This is a genomic window from Leptothermofonsia sp. ETS-13 (assembly GCF_049200465.1).
Taxonomy (GTDB): Bacteria; Cyanobacteriota; Cyanobacteriia; order Leptolyngbyales; family Leptolyngbyaceae; genus Leptothermofonsia.
This window is the reverse complement of sequence record NZ_CP120836.1, coordinates 4,870,523-4,885,941: the sequence shown is the minus strand read 5'-3', so window position 1 is coordinate 4,885,941 and position 15,419 is coordinate 4,870,523. Positions and strand designations below refer to the sequence as shown.

Annotated in this window: 17 protein-coding genes, 1 tRNA gene and 1 pseudogene; 11 read left to right on the top strand and 8 right to left on the bottom strand. The window is 49.6% G+C overall.

Features of this window, described 5'->3' with window-relative positions; translation table 11 throughout:
* Window positions 1–520: 520 nt before the first annotated feature.
* A complete protein-coding gene (locus P4D80_RS22285; protein WP_421656243.1) occupies window positions 521–1,501 on the bottom strand; it encodes a metal ABC transporter solute-binding protein, Zn/Mn family in 981 nt (326 codons plus the stop codon).
* Window positions 1,502–1,580: 79 nt separating this feature from the next.
* Here P4D80_RS22285 and P4D80_RS22280 point away from each other — a divergent pair, with 79 nt between their 5' ends.
* The gene (locus tag P4D80_RS22280) at window positions 1,581–1,751 is read left to right on the top strand and encodes a transposase (protein ID WP_421656242.1); all 171 of its coding nucleotides are present in this window, start codon (window positions 1,581–1,583) and stop codon (window positions 1,749–1,751) included.
* Between the two features lie 23 nt (window positions 1,752–1,774).
* The gene (locus tag P4D80_RS22275) at window positions 1,775–2,278 is read left to right on the top strand and encodes a hypothetical protein (RefSeq protein WP_421656241.1); all 504 of its coding nucleotides are present in this window, start codon (window positions 1,775–1,777) and stop codon (window positions 2,276–2,278) included.
* Between the two features lie 161 nt (window positions 2,279–2,439).
* Here P4D80_RS22275 and P4D80_RS22270 read toward each other — a convergent pair.
* Both P4D80_RS22270 and P4D80_RS22265 read right to left on the bottom strand, forming a co-directional pair.
* Window positions 2,440–2,563: pseudogene (locus tag P4D80_RS22270) on the bottom strand (ISKra4 family transposase); the annotation flags it as partial.
* Window positions 2,564–2,779: 216 nt separating this feature from the next.
* A complete protein-coding gene (locus P4D80_RS22265) occupies window positions 2,780–3,352 on the bottom strand; it encodes a hypothetical protein (RefSeq protein ID WP_421656240.1) in 573 nt (190 codons plus the stop codon).
* A gap of 578 nt (window positions 3,353–3,930) precedes the next feature.
* Between P4D80_RS22265 and P4D80_RS22260 the strand changes: the two genes are divergently transcribed.
* A complete protein-coding gene (locus P4D80_RS22260; protein ID WP_421656239.1) occupies window positions 3,931–4,089 on the top strand; it encodes a hypothetical protein in 159 nt (52 codons plus the stop codon).
* On the opposite strand, the gene P4D80_RS22255 is transcribed toward P4D80_RS22260, so the two are convergent.
* Window positions 4,086–6,923, bottom strand: a complete 2,838-nt coding sequence (locus tag P4D80_RS22255; RefSeq protein ID WP_421656238.1) for an ATP-binding protein — start codon at window positions 6,921–6,923, stop codon at window positions 4,086–4,088. The two genes, P4D80_RS22260 and P4D80_RS22255, sit on opposite strands and share 4 nt — an antisense overlap.
* A 259-nt stretch (window positions 6,924–7,182) precedes the next feature.
* Between P4D80_RS22255 and P4D80_RS22250 the strand changes: the two genes are divergently transcribed.
* Window positions 7,183–7,419 (top strand): hypothetical protein, encoded by a 237-nt coding sequence (locus tag P4D80_RS22250; RefSeq protein ID WP_421656237.1) that lies wholly within the window; start codon window positions 7,183–7,185, stop codon window positions 7,417–7,419.
* 300 nt (window positions 7,420–7,719) lie between these two features.
* Here P4D80_RS22250 and P4D80_RS22245 read toward each other — a convergent pair.
* Both P4D80_RS22245 and P4D80_RS22240 read right to left on the bottom strand, forming a co-directional pair.
* A tRNA-Pro gene (locus tag P4D80_RS22245) sits at window positions 7,720–7,793 on the bottom strand.
* Window positions 7,794–7,932: 139 nt separating this feature from the next.
* A complete protein-coding gene (locus tag P4D80_RS22240) occupies window positions 7,933–8,409 on the bottom strand; it encodes a GNAT family N-acetyltransferase (protein WP_421656236.1) in 477 nt (158 codons plus the stop codon).
* A 281-nt stretch (window positions 8,410–8,690) separates the two neighbouring features.
* Here P4D80_RS22240 and P4D80_RS22235 point away from each other — a divergent pair, with 281 nt between their 5' ends.
* The 3 genes from P4D80_RS22235 (at window position 8,691) to P4D80_RS22225 (ending at window position 10,747) form a co-directional block, all read left to right on the top strand.
* Entirely contained in the window at window positions 8,691–9,404 is a 714-nt protein-coding gene (locus P4D80_RS22235; protein WP_421656235.1) for a hypothetical protein, read from the top strand.
* Window positions 9,405–9,457: 53 nt separating this feature from the next.
* Complete coding sequence (locus tag P4D80_RS22230; RefSeq protein ID WP_421656234.1) at window positions 9,458–10,360, top strand: alpha/beta fold hydrolase; 903 nt, start codon at window positions 9,458–9,460, stop codon at window positions 10,358–10,360.
* Window positions 10,361–10,471: 111 nt separating this feature from the next.
* Entirely contained in the window at window positions 10,472–10,747 is a 276-nt protein-coding gene (locus tag P4D80_RS22225) for a hypothetical protein (RefSeq protein ID WP_421656233.1), read from the top strand.
* Window positions 10,748–11,118: 371 nt separating this feature from the next.
* On the opposite strand, the gene tsaD is transcribed toward P4D80_RS22225, so the two are convergent.
* Entirely contained in the window at window positions 11,119–12,168 is a 1,050-nt protein-coding gene (gene tsaD / locus P4D80_RS22220) for a tRNA (adenosine(37)-N6)-threonylcarbamoyltransferase complex transferase subunit TsaD (RefSeq protein WP_421656232.1), read from the bottom strand.
* A gap of 164 nt (window positions 12,169–12,332) precedes the next feature.
* Between tsaD and P4D80_RS22215 the strand changes: the two genes are divergently transcribed.
* The 3 genes from P4D80_RS22215 to P4D80_RS22205 all read left to right on the top strand — a co-directional run bounded on the left by P4D80_RS22215 (window position 12,333) and on the right by P4D80_RS22205 (window position 13,785).
* Entirely contained in the window at window positions 12,333–12,824 is a 492-nt protein-coding gene (locus tag P4D80_RS22215) for a Photosystem I reaction center subunit III (RefSeq protein ID WP_421656231.1), read from the top strand.
* 38 nt (window positions 12,825–12,862) lie between these two features.
* Complete coding sequence (gene psaJ / locus P4D80_RS22210; protein ID WP_421656230.1) at window positions 12,863–12,991, top strand: photosystem I reaction center subunit IX; 129 nt, start codon at window positions 12,863–12,865, stop codon at window positions 12,989–12,991.
* Between the two features lie 302 nt (window positions 12,992–13,293).
* Window positions 13,294–13,785, top strand: a complete 492-nt coding sequence (locus P4D80_RS22205) for a photosystem I reaction center subunit XI (protein ID WP_421656229.1) — start codon at window positions 13,294–13,296, stop codon at window positions 13,783–13,785.
* Window positions 13,786–13,908: 123 nt separating this feature from the next.
* Here P4D80_RS22205 and P4D80_RS22200 read toward each other — a convergent pair whose 3' ends face one another.
* The gene (locus P4D80_RS22200) at window positions 13,909–14,664 is read right to left on the bottom strand and encodes a DUF429 domain-containing protein (RefSeq protein WP_421656228.1); all 756 of its coding nucleotides are present in this window, start codon (window positions 14,662–14,664) and stop codon (window positions 13,909–13,911) included.
* A 278-nt stretch (window positions 14,665–14,942) separates the two neighbouring features.
* On the opposite strand from P4D80_RS22200, the gene P4D80_RS22195 reads away from it, so the two are divergent.
* Window positions 14,943–15,158 carry an NAD(P)H-quinone oxidoreductase subunit O gene (locus P4D80_RS22195; protein WP_421656227.1) on the top strand — a complete coding sequence of 72 codons (216 nt, stop codon included), beginning with the start codon at window positions 14,943–14,945 and terminating at the stop codon, window positions 15,156–15,158.
* Window positions 15,159–15,419: the final 261 nt, after the last annotated feature.

Genomic DNA, 15,419 nt, shown 5'->3' with positions numbered 1-15,419 from the left:
GGATAGCTGTTGCCAGTTTGCTTACGACATTGGGTTTAAGGAGAAGTGTGGGCTTGGCCCCAACCAGGGGTTCTACTCCTGCGCTCTATCCTAAGCTAAATGGCTATAGCTAAGTAGCTAGACGCAATTAAATGGCTATAGCTAAGTAGCTAGACGCAATTAAATTGAGGATAATTGCGGGGATGAAGGGGATGACTTCCTCTACCTGAAGGTGCAGCCCTTACTCCCCTTTCTTACATTAATTGTGGCTATCTACTTATATAGCAATCCCAAATCGGTTGTGAGATTAAGAAGCTTTGTGAGAAAGGACTCCTGCGAAACCCTTTCTGATGCCGATTTGAATGATGGGCCTTGCACATCACCCTACTGCCTTTGGCATCTCACTTTGCCAAGGGGGGGCTAGGAGAGGTCAGGTTTGTCCTGTTCAAATCAAATTGGTATCACAATCCAGATAGGGTTGCTATATCACCGTAAGTATCAACTATTCAGAGTTCTGGGCAGTCTGACCAGGCTTTTTATGCTATTCAGAAGTGATCTTTGGCTTAAATGGTTTAACTTTTCCGCCTAAAGCCTGAGCGATGGTTGTTGTATTGACAACCATCATTTTGACATAAGTGTCGGCACCACTGCCGGGGGCACCAAGCGAGTCAGAGTACAACTGACGGGGAGCCAGCTTTACTCCAGCTTCTTGAGCAACAGTTTTAATAAGGGCGGGATTAATGGTGGTTTCAGCAAAAATAGCGGGCACGCCTGCCACCCGGATTGAATCCGTCAACTGCTGAACAGTCTGGGCACTCGGTTGCTCTTCTGTACTGATACCAATCAGGCTTCCAGCGAGTGTTAATCCATAGGCCCGTGCGTAGTAGTGAAAGGCATCGTGAGTCGTTACCAGTTTGCGGTTTGGGGGTGGAATAGTTTTGATCTGTTCTCGTATCCAGATATCTAGCTGTTCCAGGTGTTGCCGAAATCGGGTAGCGTTTTGAGTGAAGCGATCGCGGTTGATATTGATAGGTGATAGTTCAATCAAGGCATCCCGAATGACGAGCACCATAGTAATCACATTTCTCACATCTCCCCAAACGTGGGGATCGGGTACCTTCTGACCCTGTTTTTGCATTTCGATTGGAGAAACCACCTCCCCCACTGCAAGCTTACGAGTCTCTGCACCCGCCGCATTCATTAGCCGGATGATGCCAGGCTCCAGATCGTAACCGTTGTAGAGGATTAAATCTGCTTCTTCTAGTGCCTTGCTATCTGTGGGGATCGGTTCATAAACGTGGGGATCAGCACCCGGTTTAAGAATGCCCGTAAGCTGAATCGCATCTCCAGCAATCTCGCTTGTGAGATTGGTGAGAATCGTACTGGTAGAAACCACTTTCGGTCTAACATCGATTGAAACTTGAGGCGAAACAGGTTGAGTTCGAGAGCATCCATGCAAAATCAACACAGAGACTAACCCAACCAAAAACTGCCGTCGCTTAACACCTTTTCTATTGATCATCTTCACCAATAGATTTCATATTTTTTTCATTTTTCAATCTTACACCTTTCGTTGCCTGAATCGGAGTCTTTATAGCTCTATGCAGGTGCAGGTCACCTTGTTAGCCGACCGAGGCTTTGAACATGCTGCCCTGGTTCGCTGGTTGAGGCAGCAGCAGTGGTCTTGGGCAATTCGGGTCAAGTCGGATCTTGCCGTTACCCTCGCCAATGGGCAAATACGCTCGGTGGAACACCTCACCCCGCCCCCTTAGGCAGGCTTACCTTATACCCTAACGTGCAGGTCTTCACTGATATTGCCTGTCATCTTGCCACTGCTCACCAAGGCGATGCGAAAGACGCTGGGGCAGTGTTGTCTGACCGTCCGCCCTCGCTGCAAACCTTGGTGCTTTATGGTCAGCGCTTTGGGGGCATTGAACCCCATTTCAAGGATTACAAGTCTGCTGCCTTTGAGGTTTTGCACTCCGGTTTGCGCAATGCTCAGGCACTGACTTGTTTATTGATGCTGCTCGACTGTGCCACCTTAATTGCAGTGATGTTAGGAATGCTGCTGCTGCAAGCAGGACAACATACTGTCATTGATTGGCATGGAGAGCGCGGTTTGAGTTTTCTGCAATTGGGTCTGCGACAGTTGGCAGGGCTTTGCTATCAGCGCTTACCCTTGCCGTCGCTGGTGGCGTTGACCCAAACAAACCCGCCTCCAGCTTGTGCTTCTCAAAAGAAACGAACCGCCTTTGATAGCCGGATCGAATTCTCTAAAGTCATTGCATTCTCATATTGAGACAATCCTGAGCTTTCTGCACTACTAAGATTCAAAGCAATGGAAAAGTAATTGCAAAGATGGGTGCCCCCATAGAGAGAGCAGGTTGGAGCTAGGGAGCATCCCAGTTTAGAGCCAAGTATTATTGCTTAGGGCAAAAGCACCATTAATTAAAGTAGGCACTAATTAAGGTAGGCACAACGAAGGCGAAGAATGAGAGGAGCAGAAGAAAGGAAGCCACTGCGCTCCAGGGAGTTTGACACGGGCAGCGATACGTTTGACAGTGGACTCAACAGAATCCGCGCCGCTCACTCTAGACTTTCAAAGTCTTACAGTTGCTCCTCTGGCGTGTCTTCTTTCAAAATTTTTTCTGCTTTATGAAATGGTACTCCAGTTCTTTGGCTTTCTCTGGGGTCATTTTTGCCTTTTCCTTGTTCCTTTCTCTCAGTCTACATCTGAGTATTTATGTTCGTGGCAAAAGTAGGATACTCCCTGGAGCTACTTACCAGAGTATTTCAATTTCTAACCTTCTCCAATGATGGGTTGGATCAGAGTCCCCTTCCAGACCCGCTCAAAAGGGATCCCAACTTTGCGATAAAGTGACCTGACTTCTTCAGCACTGGTGGCTGAAAATATACAAGCGGAGTGAGTTCCATCCAAAGCAATAATTGAAAAGGCAGATTGAATATTCAACTCATCCAGACAGCCCTTGGCCTGCCACTTAGTTGCTTCATAGATTGTCCTGGTGATAGGCGGGTCATAGTTCACTTCTGCGACGATCAGGGAAGTACCCTGGGAAAAATTTTGAGGCTCTTCTGCCAACCACAAGTCTGCCTGCCACACTCGCTGAAACGGCATCCGAGCCTGACGGCAGGCTTCTCGAATCGTCTCAACATAGGGAACTTTGAACAGGCAAATGGAGCGATCGCCATTCACCGCTACCAGGGAATACAACCAATGCACCTGCCGCGCTTCCAGGCAGCCATCAAGGGCGTGATTCACCTGCATCCAGTGGTCATAGGCCACAGGAGCGGAGAGCGAAGGTGAAAAGGTTCGCTCTAAAATGGCAAGTTTCGCTGCAGAATTCAGGTTCATAATCGGATATCTGCTGCTCTAGCTCTATTGTAAGACTGAGGCCAGAGATGCAGCTTGAGATTCCTTTGGCAATTCCTTGCATGTCTTGGCTGAGACCCTGAAAGTTTGGAAAACCTGGAAGTCTTGATTGAGGTCTGAAGCAGCTTGATTGAGGTCTGAAACAGGTTAATACCAAATTTAAGCAACTTTAACGGAGATGCCTGATAAAGGAGGTCAGAAGTCAGGAGTCAGAATAAATCTTGCTTCTGGCTCCAGGCTTTTTGGCTTCTCAGATCCTTAATTTGTCGCATTGAACAATCAAATCGTTTTAGTTGTATGGCTCTACGCGGGTGCGTTAGGACATTGGAATTAGAGAGGGAGTGGGGGCGAAGCCCCCAGCCAGGGGTTCCACTCCTGCACTCCGTCCTAACCATAATGACTACCGCTATAAAAGGGGGATTGGGGGCTGCGCCCCCAGGAAGGGGTTCTACCCCCTCCACCCCCTAAATTATCCTTGATTTAATTGCACCTGGCTACTTATAACTCCAGCTGAGCCACCTGCTGTTGAGCCAGAGCGCTTAAACTGTGATCTCTAAATAATGCTTTTAACTTCCTGGCATGCTGTTTGGCAGAATCAATGTTACCGAATTGGCGATTTGCCTGAATCAGAATGGACCATGCCAGGGCAATCTCGCTGGGGTTATCAACGATTTGTGCTGCTTCTAAGGCTTCCTCCGCGCGGGCGATCGCCAGCTTAACATTTCCCCTGCTGGAGATCCCATTTTGCCGCCAGGGCTTGAATGTAGGAGAGCATCCGGGGCGAGTCGATGCGTTTGAGGATCTGGCGCGATCGCTCCAACACTTCTGCGGCATTCTTTTCCTGCAATAGATAGCGGGTAATTGCATCCAGGGCGGCAGCATGAGGGGCTTCACTGCCTTCCCCCACTTGCGCGGAAACGTGGATCAATTCGTTGCAATAATCCAGGGCGAGTGAGGGTTGCCCTGCCTCTAACTCCAGCATCACCAGATTGGTTAAACAGGTGCATTCACGCCAGTGATCCTGAGCAGCCTGTGCCATTTGCCAGCCCTGACGCAGTAGCGATCGCGCCTCATCTACCTGTCCCTGATAGCGGCGCACACAGCCCAGCCCCAGGGGAATGTCGATCGTTTCTAAACCGAGGCGATCGCCAATGGATTGTGCTTCCAGCAGCAGAGCCTCTGCCCGTGGAATATCTCGCCCAATTTCTGCCAGACAATCTCCCGTATGCGCCAGCATGTACATGGTGGTAGCAGGACTGGCAGTGCGCCCCTGTTCGGCAGCTCTCAGGGACTGCCGCTGCACCTCGCTCAGATTACCGTGGTCATAGTTGAGGACGATTAGTGCTTCCAGGCCGGTGGCTTCTTCCTCCTTCAGTTTCAGTGCCGCCGCTTCCTGAATAAGTTGCTGTAGTTCCCGTTGTAGCGTTGCGACCCGATCCTTCGGCACTCCTGCTTTGACATAGGCTTTCAACAATCCCAACTGAAGCCTTACCCGCGTGCCAGCTTCCAGATAGTGACAGTGGCGAATTCCGCGCTGCGCAAGCTCTGAGGCTTCTGAGTAGGCAAAGATGCGCAAACAACGTTCTGCCGCTCTTAGAGATGCGGATGCCGCTAAAGCATGATCGCTGCCCAGATCGGCGTGATGGGCGACATCGTTGATCAGCTGGGTGGTAGGTGAGGCGATCGCATGCAATACCTGAGCAATGTGAGTGTGAATCAACCGGCGGCGGGGTTCGGAAAACTGCTCATAGGCCACCTGCCGCACAATGTCATGGGCAAAGTCGTAGGACACCTCTCCGTCAATCATGCTGCCGGGGCGGATAATTCCGTGCTGTTCTAGCTGGTCAATCGCTGTCAGCAGACGAGGTAGGGATAAATCCATGACTTTCGCCAAAATGGTTGGGTTGAAACTTCGTCCCAAGGCGGCTGCCCAAAACACCAACTCTCGCGTTACCTCATCCAGTTGCACCAGCCGCCCCTGAATTAGCGTTTTCAGGGTGCCAGAAGCGGCTCCAACTGCCTGAGGAGATGGGATGCGGGCAATCTCTAGGGCAAACAGAGGATTGCCACCACTATTGGTAAAAATCTGGTCACAATCCACCTCGCATCCCACAGCTTGGGCCAGGGTCAGGGTCTGCTGGCGATCAAGAGGAGCCAGTTCCACCATCCGAATCCGATGTTCTCGATGTAATGCCTGGATGAATTTATAGGCTAGGAGATTGGTTTCGATTTCCCGTTTGCGGGCAGCACAGGCAAACCAGATGGGATGGTGATGGCTGAAGAGACGGGTAACGTAATGCAGGAAGGCGATTGAAGTTTCATCCAGCCATTGCACATCATCCAGCACGACCAGCACAGGTGCGGTTTGGCTCAGTTGGGCCATAAACTGAGCTGCCAGATCAAACAGCCGTCCCCGGTTCAGGGTGGCAGATGGGTTAGTGCTGAGTACGAGCGCTCTCAGCTCGCTAAGAAATTCTGTGGCTCCAATCACCTGAAAGGCATCCACCCAGACTCCATAGGGGCGCAACATTTCTGCTTCGAACCCTCTGCCCCAAAGGACATAGCCTCTCTTCAATTGGAATTCTCTCACCAGTTCCTCCAGCAGGCGGGTTTTGCCAATACCAGGTTCGCCGACTAAAAACAGAAGGTCGGTAGAGGTGCGATCGCGGCAGTCTGTAATCCACCGCTTCACAATTGTCCATTCAGCTTCCCGCCCAATTAAAGGCAAAGTGGAGGTCGGCAGAATCGGATTGGCGGCAATGTTGGGAATGGGAGGGAAAGTCGTCGCAGGTTGGGGTTGGGCGATCGCCACACAACTTGACGGTGTTGGAGTCTCTTCCAACATCAGCAGGTCTTCGTAGAGCTTGCGGGTGGTTGGGCTGGGATTCACCCCTAACTCTTCTTGCAGGAGGGTCATGCACTGGTGATATACTCGCAAGGCACTGGCGCGATCGCCCTCCTGCATATGGAGACGCATCAGGTGACAGTAAGCCAGTTCATTGAGTGGGTCAAGCCGCTGTAACTGTTGGGCATAGCGGATGGCAGAGCGGTGGTTTCCCTGGGCTGTAAGCAACGTGACCAGGGTATCCAACGCAGCAATCGCCTGTTGCCGTAGTTGCTCCCGGTAGGGCACAATCCAGTCATCATAACAACCGGGCAGTAAGTCACCCTGATAGAGCCTTGCAGCCTGTTCCAGGGCTTGAGTTTTGGTCGATTGGGCGATCGCAGCTTCAAACTCTGCCACATCCAACCAGCAGTCTTCGTCCTGCATCCATTGAATGGTTTTCGTTTCAACGCGCAACCAGCGATCAATATGGGGAACCGACTGTTTTAGCTCATGCAAACGCCGCCGTAAATTGGCTTTAGCATCGGCATCAGTTGCATCGGGCCAGAGATGAGTTGCCACCTGCTGCCGGGATTGAGGCGTGCCTCGATGCAACAGAATAAACGCCAGTAATGCCTGTAACCGCTCTGAATTGACCCCAGTAATGGTTAATCCGTCAGCTGTTAGACAGAATTCTCCTAAAAGCTTGATATGGAGGTTTGTAGCCACAGAACAACACAGGACAAGAACAGGGGTCTAATAAGGTAAGTATCGAATTCAGGACTTACGCATCCAATACATCGTTAGGCTAAAACCTCCGAGGTTTGCGTAAGCCCTAAAATTTTAAGATGCCAGATCTCGAGTGAGCAGGGGGCGATCGCGAAACTTAAGACAATCACTCAATCCCCCGCCCAAAGTTGGTTCTCCCAGCTTGCCGATGAAAGAGTAGCTTATAAGATAGGTAGCCATAACTGATTGTAAAGGGAGAATGGGGCTACGCCCCCAGGCAGGAGGTGAAACTCCCTCCACCCTCGAAACTATCCTTAATCTCGAAACTGTCCTTAATTTAATTGCGCCTGGCTACTTATCTTTGCATCCCAAACAGGATCTCTGGAAGACTGATTCGGCCTTACTGATAAGCTTTACCTATAGCGATCCTGCTTCAAATTTGAACGGGGTACAGGGATTTCATCGTTGCACCCCGTCCAAAGCCTGGTGGCTATAACTAATAACCCCTTCCCTCAGAGCTGGAGAAAAGGGGAGTTCTATATAGGGTTTCGGTATAATTTTTATCCGTTAAAAATAGCTTAATTGAACATTTAGCGGAGTGAATTAAGCAGCAATGAAGAATTGCAGCAGGATTATCAAGAATTAACACTTACCCTGAATAATCTTACCCCTCAGGAACTTGCCCAATCAGCCATTTCAATCAGTAAATGGTAGAAGCGCCATTTTGAGAAGGTATTCTTTTTGTATTGGTTCAGGATCGATTTAAGGGTAAATGATTCCTGATTCTTAGAACCTATCGGGATGACAGGATTTGAACCTGCGGCATCCTGCTCCCAAAGCAGGCGCGCTACCAAGCTGCGCTACATCCCGTTGATCTGTATTTAGATAGTATAGCTTTCTTTTCTCCCAAAGTTGAGACCTTGACCTTTAGACTTTGCTCTCAAAAAGCTTTCAGGGTCAGTACAGATTTAAAGAAAATTAGGGAACGATCATAATTAGGACAGTATGGCTAGTCTGGATACCAAAACATTCCTTTAATTCCTTCGGGGTCAGACATAAACCCTAGATTTCGGTAAAAGTCAACAACCTGGGGGTCTGCAAATAAAGTAATGTTGCTAATATCTTCACTCCGCAATTTTTTGATGACTTGTCTCATCAACGCTTTACCCAAGCCCTTCCCTTGGAAATCTGGATGAACAACGACATCCCATATGGTGGCGTTGAAGGCGTGGTCTGAGGTTGCCCGTGAAAAGCCAATCAGCCGTCGTTGAGTGCCCCGCTGCTCCCACATTGAAACCACCAGGAAGCTATGCTGAATTGCTTTTTTGACTTTCCGTAAGGGACGACGAGACCAACCCACGGCATCACATAGTTCTTCCAGTTCGTAGAGGTCAATATCCCGGTCTGTACTGAAAAAAATGCGCGAGTTGGGGCGATCGCTAGCCGTATCACCAACGTAACCTTCGACCTGAAGCGTCTTTGACACAGCAGGAGCATCTGAACTACTGAACAGGCTTTTCCAAAAACCCATGCAAGCGTGGTTAAGGTAGTAGAAATTAGATCACAGTACTAGATAGTATATTCTGCCGTACCCCTTCTTCGCTGCTACATCAGCGCCAATCAATCAGCCAGTTGAGCGATCGCAGGCACCACAACTGCACAATCAAGGGTATAAAGGGTTCACATCTGTTTCTAGTGCCGCCATCAATCTATTGCATCCAATAGTCGTCTGCTTGACAAAATGAGTTCCTAACTATGGCCTTAGGTTTGAAGTCATCGACACTGGAGCTATTAAAGCGCTTCAACCGGGCGTTTCCGCAGTTTTATGAGCAGTTTGTCAGCAGTGAAATTCAACTGCAAAATCTGAGGCTGGCTTATCATCTGTATCAAACGAAGCAGGCTGTCATCGAGTTGAAACAGGAAGGCAGCAAAAGTGTCCTCCATTTTGCCTACCGCAACCAATCTTTTTTATTAAGTGACATCTTCGGCGTACTGGCAGCCTATGGGCTTACCATCCATAGTCTAAGTCTATATGGGCAGATCTATCCGCCAATGCTGGTATTTATCAAGCTCATTGTGTCTCGCAGCGGTAAAGCCCTGACTGAAAAAACAGCAGAAAATGTCTGTCGGGCCATTCGGGAAGCCCTGGCGGGCCGGTTTGAGGTGGAGGAGATGCTGGCTGTTGAGTTTAACCTCGATGCTGGGCTAGAGCAGGTTGAGACAGCGTTTTATGTGGATCCAGTCTTCCACTTGCCTGCCCTGTTGATTGAAGCCGATAACCAGCCAGGGTTATTTTACAAGGTTATGTACGCTATCTGGCAGGAGGATTTGCTGGTAGTTAACGCAAACCTGCTCGTTTGGCGTGGACGCACTCGCCTCATCCTGTATCTACTTGGTCCCAATGAAAGTCTGATTCCAGAATATCTGGGACAGAAGATTGCGGAAGGAGTCAAACAACGTCTCTTGGGGAGAAGGTTTTAGTCTCTTGGGGATAAATTTTTAGAGCGATCGCCGTCGCAGGTTAGCATAGAACTATGCCAACCATTGACATCCTGGGCGTTCCCCACGTTTACGACCTGACGCAACCAACAACTTCGGGTGAAGTTTTAGTCTTCATCCACGGTTGGCTGCTCAGTCGTCACTACTGGCAGCCTTTAGTTGAACGGCTGTCGGTTGATCATCAGTGTCTTGCCTATGACCTGCGGGGATTTGGCTGCTCTCAGCCTCGACCAAACACTTCATTTGAGCAGACGGTCTGTAACAGTTACAAACTGTCAGCCTACGCCAACGACCTGGTGCTGATGTTGAAACAGTTAGATGTCAGGCAGGTATGGTTGGTGGGTCATTCTCTGGGGGGCAGCATTGCTCTCTGGGCCGCAGACCAATCCCCTGACCTGGTGAAAGGAGTGATTTGTCTCAACACGGGTGGCGGAATTTATCTCAAGGAAGAATTTGAGCGGTTTCGCACGGCGGGGCAACAGCTAGTGAAATTTCGCCCTCGCTGGTTATGCCATGTCCCCCTGCTGGATTTGCTGTTTACACGGGCGAGCGTGGCACGAGCGATCGCTCGTCAATGGGGCAGACAACGGCTAATTGATTTTGTCACTGCCCACCCTGAAGCGGCTCTAGGGGCCTTACTGGATTCAACCACCGAAGCCGAGGTGCATCGCTTACCCCAGATCGTTTCTCGCCTGAAGCAGCCAGTTTACTTCATTGCCGGGGTGAAAGACCCCATTATGGAACCCCAGTATGTCCACCACCTGGCAAGCTTCCATACCCTATTTCAAGGTCATGGGGCAAATGTGATCGAAATTGCCAACTGTGGTCACCTGGCCATGGTGGAACAGCCAGATGCTGTAGCTGAAAAAATTCGGTTCATTCTTACAGGACATTGTCTTGAAGGGCTAAAGGATGCAGGTTTTAGTCAATCAGACTAACATAACCGGGCGATAGGTGACAGGCAACAGGTAGCTACGATCTCATCAATAAAATAATTCCAGGAGAATCCTATGAAAATCTCCTGATTGAAAACTTTTTGTCTAACCATTTTGCTGATTTCAACGGTATGGATGGCAGATCTGGCATGGAGTCATCCCCTTCCCCTCTCCCAGGAGCCGCTGATCCTTGCTCAAACGCCTAAAGCCACTCCTACCCCAACAACCATCCCAGCTTCAGAACGGGCAACAGAGTCTCAAACCCCTCCAGTTAGAGAGGAAACCCGCTCAAGCCGTCCTCAGCAACCGGCTTCGGGCGAACAGTCTGCGACAATTGATCAACCTAGTGATCAACCTAAGCGAAGGTGCCATCCGTTCCTGCTTGGTTAATGGGCTGCCGATTGGAAGAAGCTTTTTGCTGCCAGAGATAAGTCTCAGTAGCAATTGCCTGTCGCAAAACAGCAATGGGATCAATTTCCTGTCCCTCAACAGCTTGTCGCGTTTCAACAAGAAATTTCTACTCTGCAATTAATTCTTTGGGTAGCCTAATAGCGATCTCATTGCTGTCTATATATGTTGGCTCTATGTAGTATTGGCGATACCTCTTAATTCAGTGTGAATGGCACCAGAATTAAGATTTTTATGGAAGAACCATATCTCTCAGCAAAGGGTTTAGAGTTAATTCAGTCCCACTTAATTAATTATTATTTAATTAATAATTAAAGCTTATCAAGCATCTTCAGGTTCAACTGAGCGGGATTTTAGATAATTGGCTTATAAAGCTGCATCACATTTGAAATTGCCATGCGGGATTGAGCACCCAGGGTCAGGGGTGAGGTATGTCCCCGCTCCAGATGCTCGGCAGCAGCGCAGGCAATCATGGCAGCGTTGTCAGTGCAGAATTTCAGGGGTGGAAAGAGGACCCGCAGGTTATGAGTCTCAGCCGCTTTCTGGAGATGATGGCGCAGGCCACTGTTGGCTGCAACCCCACCCCCTACAGCGATTGTCTTGAGTCCATAGTCAAGGGCGCAGGCGATCGCTCGTTTTGTCAATGCCCGCGCTACAGTTTCCTGAAAACTGGCTGACAGATCCGCAACAGGCAGCGGTTGATCATTTTGTTGAAGTTTTTGGGTCAGCCGCAAAACGGCTGTTTTTAAGCCGCTAAAGCTGGAGTCATAGGGATGAAAGCCTCCTTCCGGTAAGGACACCTGGCCTTCTGGCAGAGGAAAGGCGGCAGGATTTCCCTGTTTTGCCAGGCGATCAATGACGGGGCCACCGGGGTAACCCAGGTCCATCAACCTCGCTACTTTATCAAAGGCTTCACCTGCCGCATCATCGCGAGTTTGCCCCAGAGTTTCATACTGACCACAATCCTTCACGTAAATCAGGCTGGTATGGCCACCAGAGACGAGCAAGCAGAGAAAGGGCGGTTGTAAATCCGGGGCTGTCAGGTAAGAGGCGTAGATGTGCCCCTCCAGGTGATGCACACCAATGAAAGGCTTCTGGTGCAGGAGCGCCAGGGTTTTGGCAGCGGTTAAGCCCACCAACAGGGCACCCACCAGGCCGGGGGCGCAGGTTGCGGCAATGCCATCGATCGCCATCCAGGTAAGGTCAGCATCCTGCAAGGATTGGGCGATCGCCCCATTCAGCGTTTCCACATGCTGACGCGAAGCCACCTCTGGCACAATCCCTCCATAGCGTTGATGCAGGGGGATTTGGGACGCAACGATATTACTTAATACTTGACGATTCTTTACGATCGCCACCGCCGTTTCGTCACAACTTGTTTCAATTGCAAGGATTGTCGCCATTTGCTGGTAATTTTTTGGGGTATAGCCACTTCTTGTAGCTTAAAATCAATTGGCTTTGTTGAGAGCAGGATGATCCTGTTCAATGTCGGTCATCCTGCGATTGGCAAGTTGACTGCGTCTTGATACATGAAGTTTTTTGTTCTGTAACAAAGGGAAACAATTCCATGAGACGATTGTTTGCTCTAATTCTTGCCTTCTTCCTCTGGTTTAGCATCGCCCCAATCCCATCGGCCAGTGCGGCTCCTACCGATCCAGTTTTAGTTCCTTGCAAAGATTCTCCAGCATTTCAGCAACGGATGAAATCTTCTCAAAGTGCAACGGCAGCACGTCGGGCTGAGGCATACGGCAACTTGATGTGCGGACAAGAAGGTCTGCCCCACCTGGTTGTAGACCCGGATTATGCTCACCTGGGTGAGTTTGTCATCCCCAGCCTTCTCTTTCTGCTGATTGCGGGCTGGATTGGTTGGGCCGGTCGTTCTTACATCCAGGCGGCTAAAAAGACTAGTAACCCTGAAGAGAAGGAAATCATCATTGATGTTCCTTTGGCAATCCAGTGTGCGTTATCGGGTGCTTTATGGCCCCTTGCAGCGCTTAAAGAATTGACCACAGGCGAGCTGACCGCTAAAGACGACGAGATTCCGGTCTCTGTCCGCTAACCCATCCAACGTACTAAACAGCTTTTGGAGAGTCTTTCATGCAGTACTTTGTCAAGTATCTTTCTACCGCACCTGTGATTACAGCCATCTGGTTGACCATCACAGCAGGTATTTTGATTGAGTTTAATCGGTTCTATCCCGATATTCTTTTCCATCCCATGCCATAGGATAGTTGTCGCCAGGTTGCTTAGGACATTGGTTTTAAGGAGATGTAGGGAATTCGCCTCCAGCCAGGGGTTCCATACCTGCACCCCGTCCTAAGCCTGGTGGCTATAGCTATACCTGGTTCACCTGTACAAGGGTAGATTTCAACCCACACAAAGTGAACATTGTTCCTGTTAGCTGAGGTTTCGCAGTTGCCCAAAGGTGACTGCGAATTTATTTTTTGTAACAATCAACAGTTGAACCCCTAAACTCGTTCTGAAACAACACATCTGTTGTCAAAGTTGGTTAAATCGGTATTGGACTCATGCGAAGTAAGGAACTGCAAGCCCGCTTGAGCGAACAAAAGAACCGGGAGGTTGTTCACCCCTTTGGCGATCCTCAGTTTGGTGACCTGGCAACTCCTATTAATACCTCACACTGGGTAAGGACGTATCTCAATTACTTGCCTGCCGTCCGTCAAGGTTTAACACCTCTGCAAAGAGGTTTGGAAGTAGGGATGGTGCATGGCTATTGGTTGGTTGGACCTTTTGCCCGATTAGGACCGTTGCGGGATAGTGCGATCGCCAATCTGGTGGGCTTCCTCTGTGCAGTTGTTCTGGTCGTTATTTCTACCTTCGCTCTGGGTCTGTATGCCCTTAGCAATCCACCAGCCCCCATTGCCGTCACTGCACCAGACGCGTTCAGAACTTCTGGTGGTTGGAGCCGCTTTGCCAACGGCTTCTTGATCGGCGGAGTGGGGGGCGCGATCGTGGCGTGGCTAGTGCTGATTGGGGTGGGATTGTTTGGGAAGGGGTGAGGGGTAGGGGATGAGGCAGAAGAAAGAGGAAAGAAGAAGTGGGAGGTTAGAGAGTAAGGGAGTAGGGGAGTAAAAGAATAATCACCTCATCCCCCCCACCCCATCACCCATCACCCCATCCACTCATCCACCTATCCACCCACCCTTTCCCCTTGTCACTGGCACTACGATGTAACCTTCGGTGCGATCGCCCAACACCCAGTTGCGTTCTAGTCCCCAATACCACCAGTGGGCAGCAATGTAAGCACAGATAATGCTGTCTAACTGGTCTTCCAGGGCTTTGAGTGCGGCTCCTTTAAGGGGAATCTCTGGTAGCGATAGTTTGCTCTGGCTGAGGTCGAGAGCAGGTTCTAGTTGAGGCAGGCGATCGCAAATGTACATCCTGAGTTTGGTCAGTTCTGCGCGCCGTTCTGCCAGCTTTCCTTTTTTGTATTTCAAAATTTGCTCTAGGTCGAAAAGATGCACAATTGCGGGGTGGGGAAAGGCTTCGATCTGATACCGGCCAGACTGTTTCGGTTCCATCTGAGGTGCATGTTGAAAGCCGCGAGCCTCTAAACTTAACCCAAAGCCAACAGTACGTTCGGCGAAACGACTGCCCAAATTAGCCGGATAGCAACCGGCATGATAACGCCCAAAATATTTGTGGGTGAGGCGATCGGGAAGGCGCATTCCAGTCAAGTTAGGGATCAGTGTTGGAGCATCGACCGCGACCAGGGCTGATTGTGGTTCTGGTGCCCAATCATCGATCCAGGCAAGGACGTCGGCGATCGCTTCCTGCCGTTTTAAGTCCAGCATTTTCAGACGGTCATTCTGCCACTCTAGGCAGCACAACCCACTGGCCCCTGATGTCCAGCCAAAGTCAATCCCCAGAAATCTCATTTAGCATTAATCGTCCCTATAGGTAACAGGCTACTCTTCTGCTTTTGGTTTCTATAACTGTCACCAGGTTGCTCAGGACATTGGGTTCAAAAGGGGAGTTGGGGACTTCGCCCCCAGTCAGGGGTTTCACCCCTGCACCCTGCCCTAAGCCTAGTGACTATCGCTGTAACTCCTTTCTTTCGCCTTTCGTCCTTCGCCTTCCTTTCTGACTTCTGGCTTCTGGATCCTTTCCTCTCCTACAATTCATAAAAGAAATCCGTCTAAACAACTCTAAAACTATGCCAATCAAACGGGGCGACATGGTAAAGGCTGTTAAAGAAAAACTGGAAAACAGCTTGGAAGCAAGAGCCAGCGACGTTCGCTTTCCTCCCTATATCTTTGAAACTCCCGGTGAGGTCGTTGATCTAAGCGGCGACTATGCTCTCATTAAATGGGGGATCGTGCCAACTCCTAATATCTGGCTGCGGATTGATCAGGTAGAACCGTTTAGCTGAACCCTTTTTAGCCAATTACTAGTGGTCAATCAATCAATAATTGACGGGTAACCAAAATCCAGGTTGTTGATTAGGGTTGAATTTTGCAAGTCTTCGACCCGTCAAAATTTTTCTGAAGGAACACTAGTGGTTTACCAAAGGAACTTTGCCTGTCTATCTAAGCCCGGAAAAACAAATTTAGAGAGTTTTTCCGGGTTTACAATTCTTCAAAATCTGCCTGGCAAACTACTAGTACAGCAAAACTTTCGTTTTGCTAGGGGT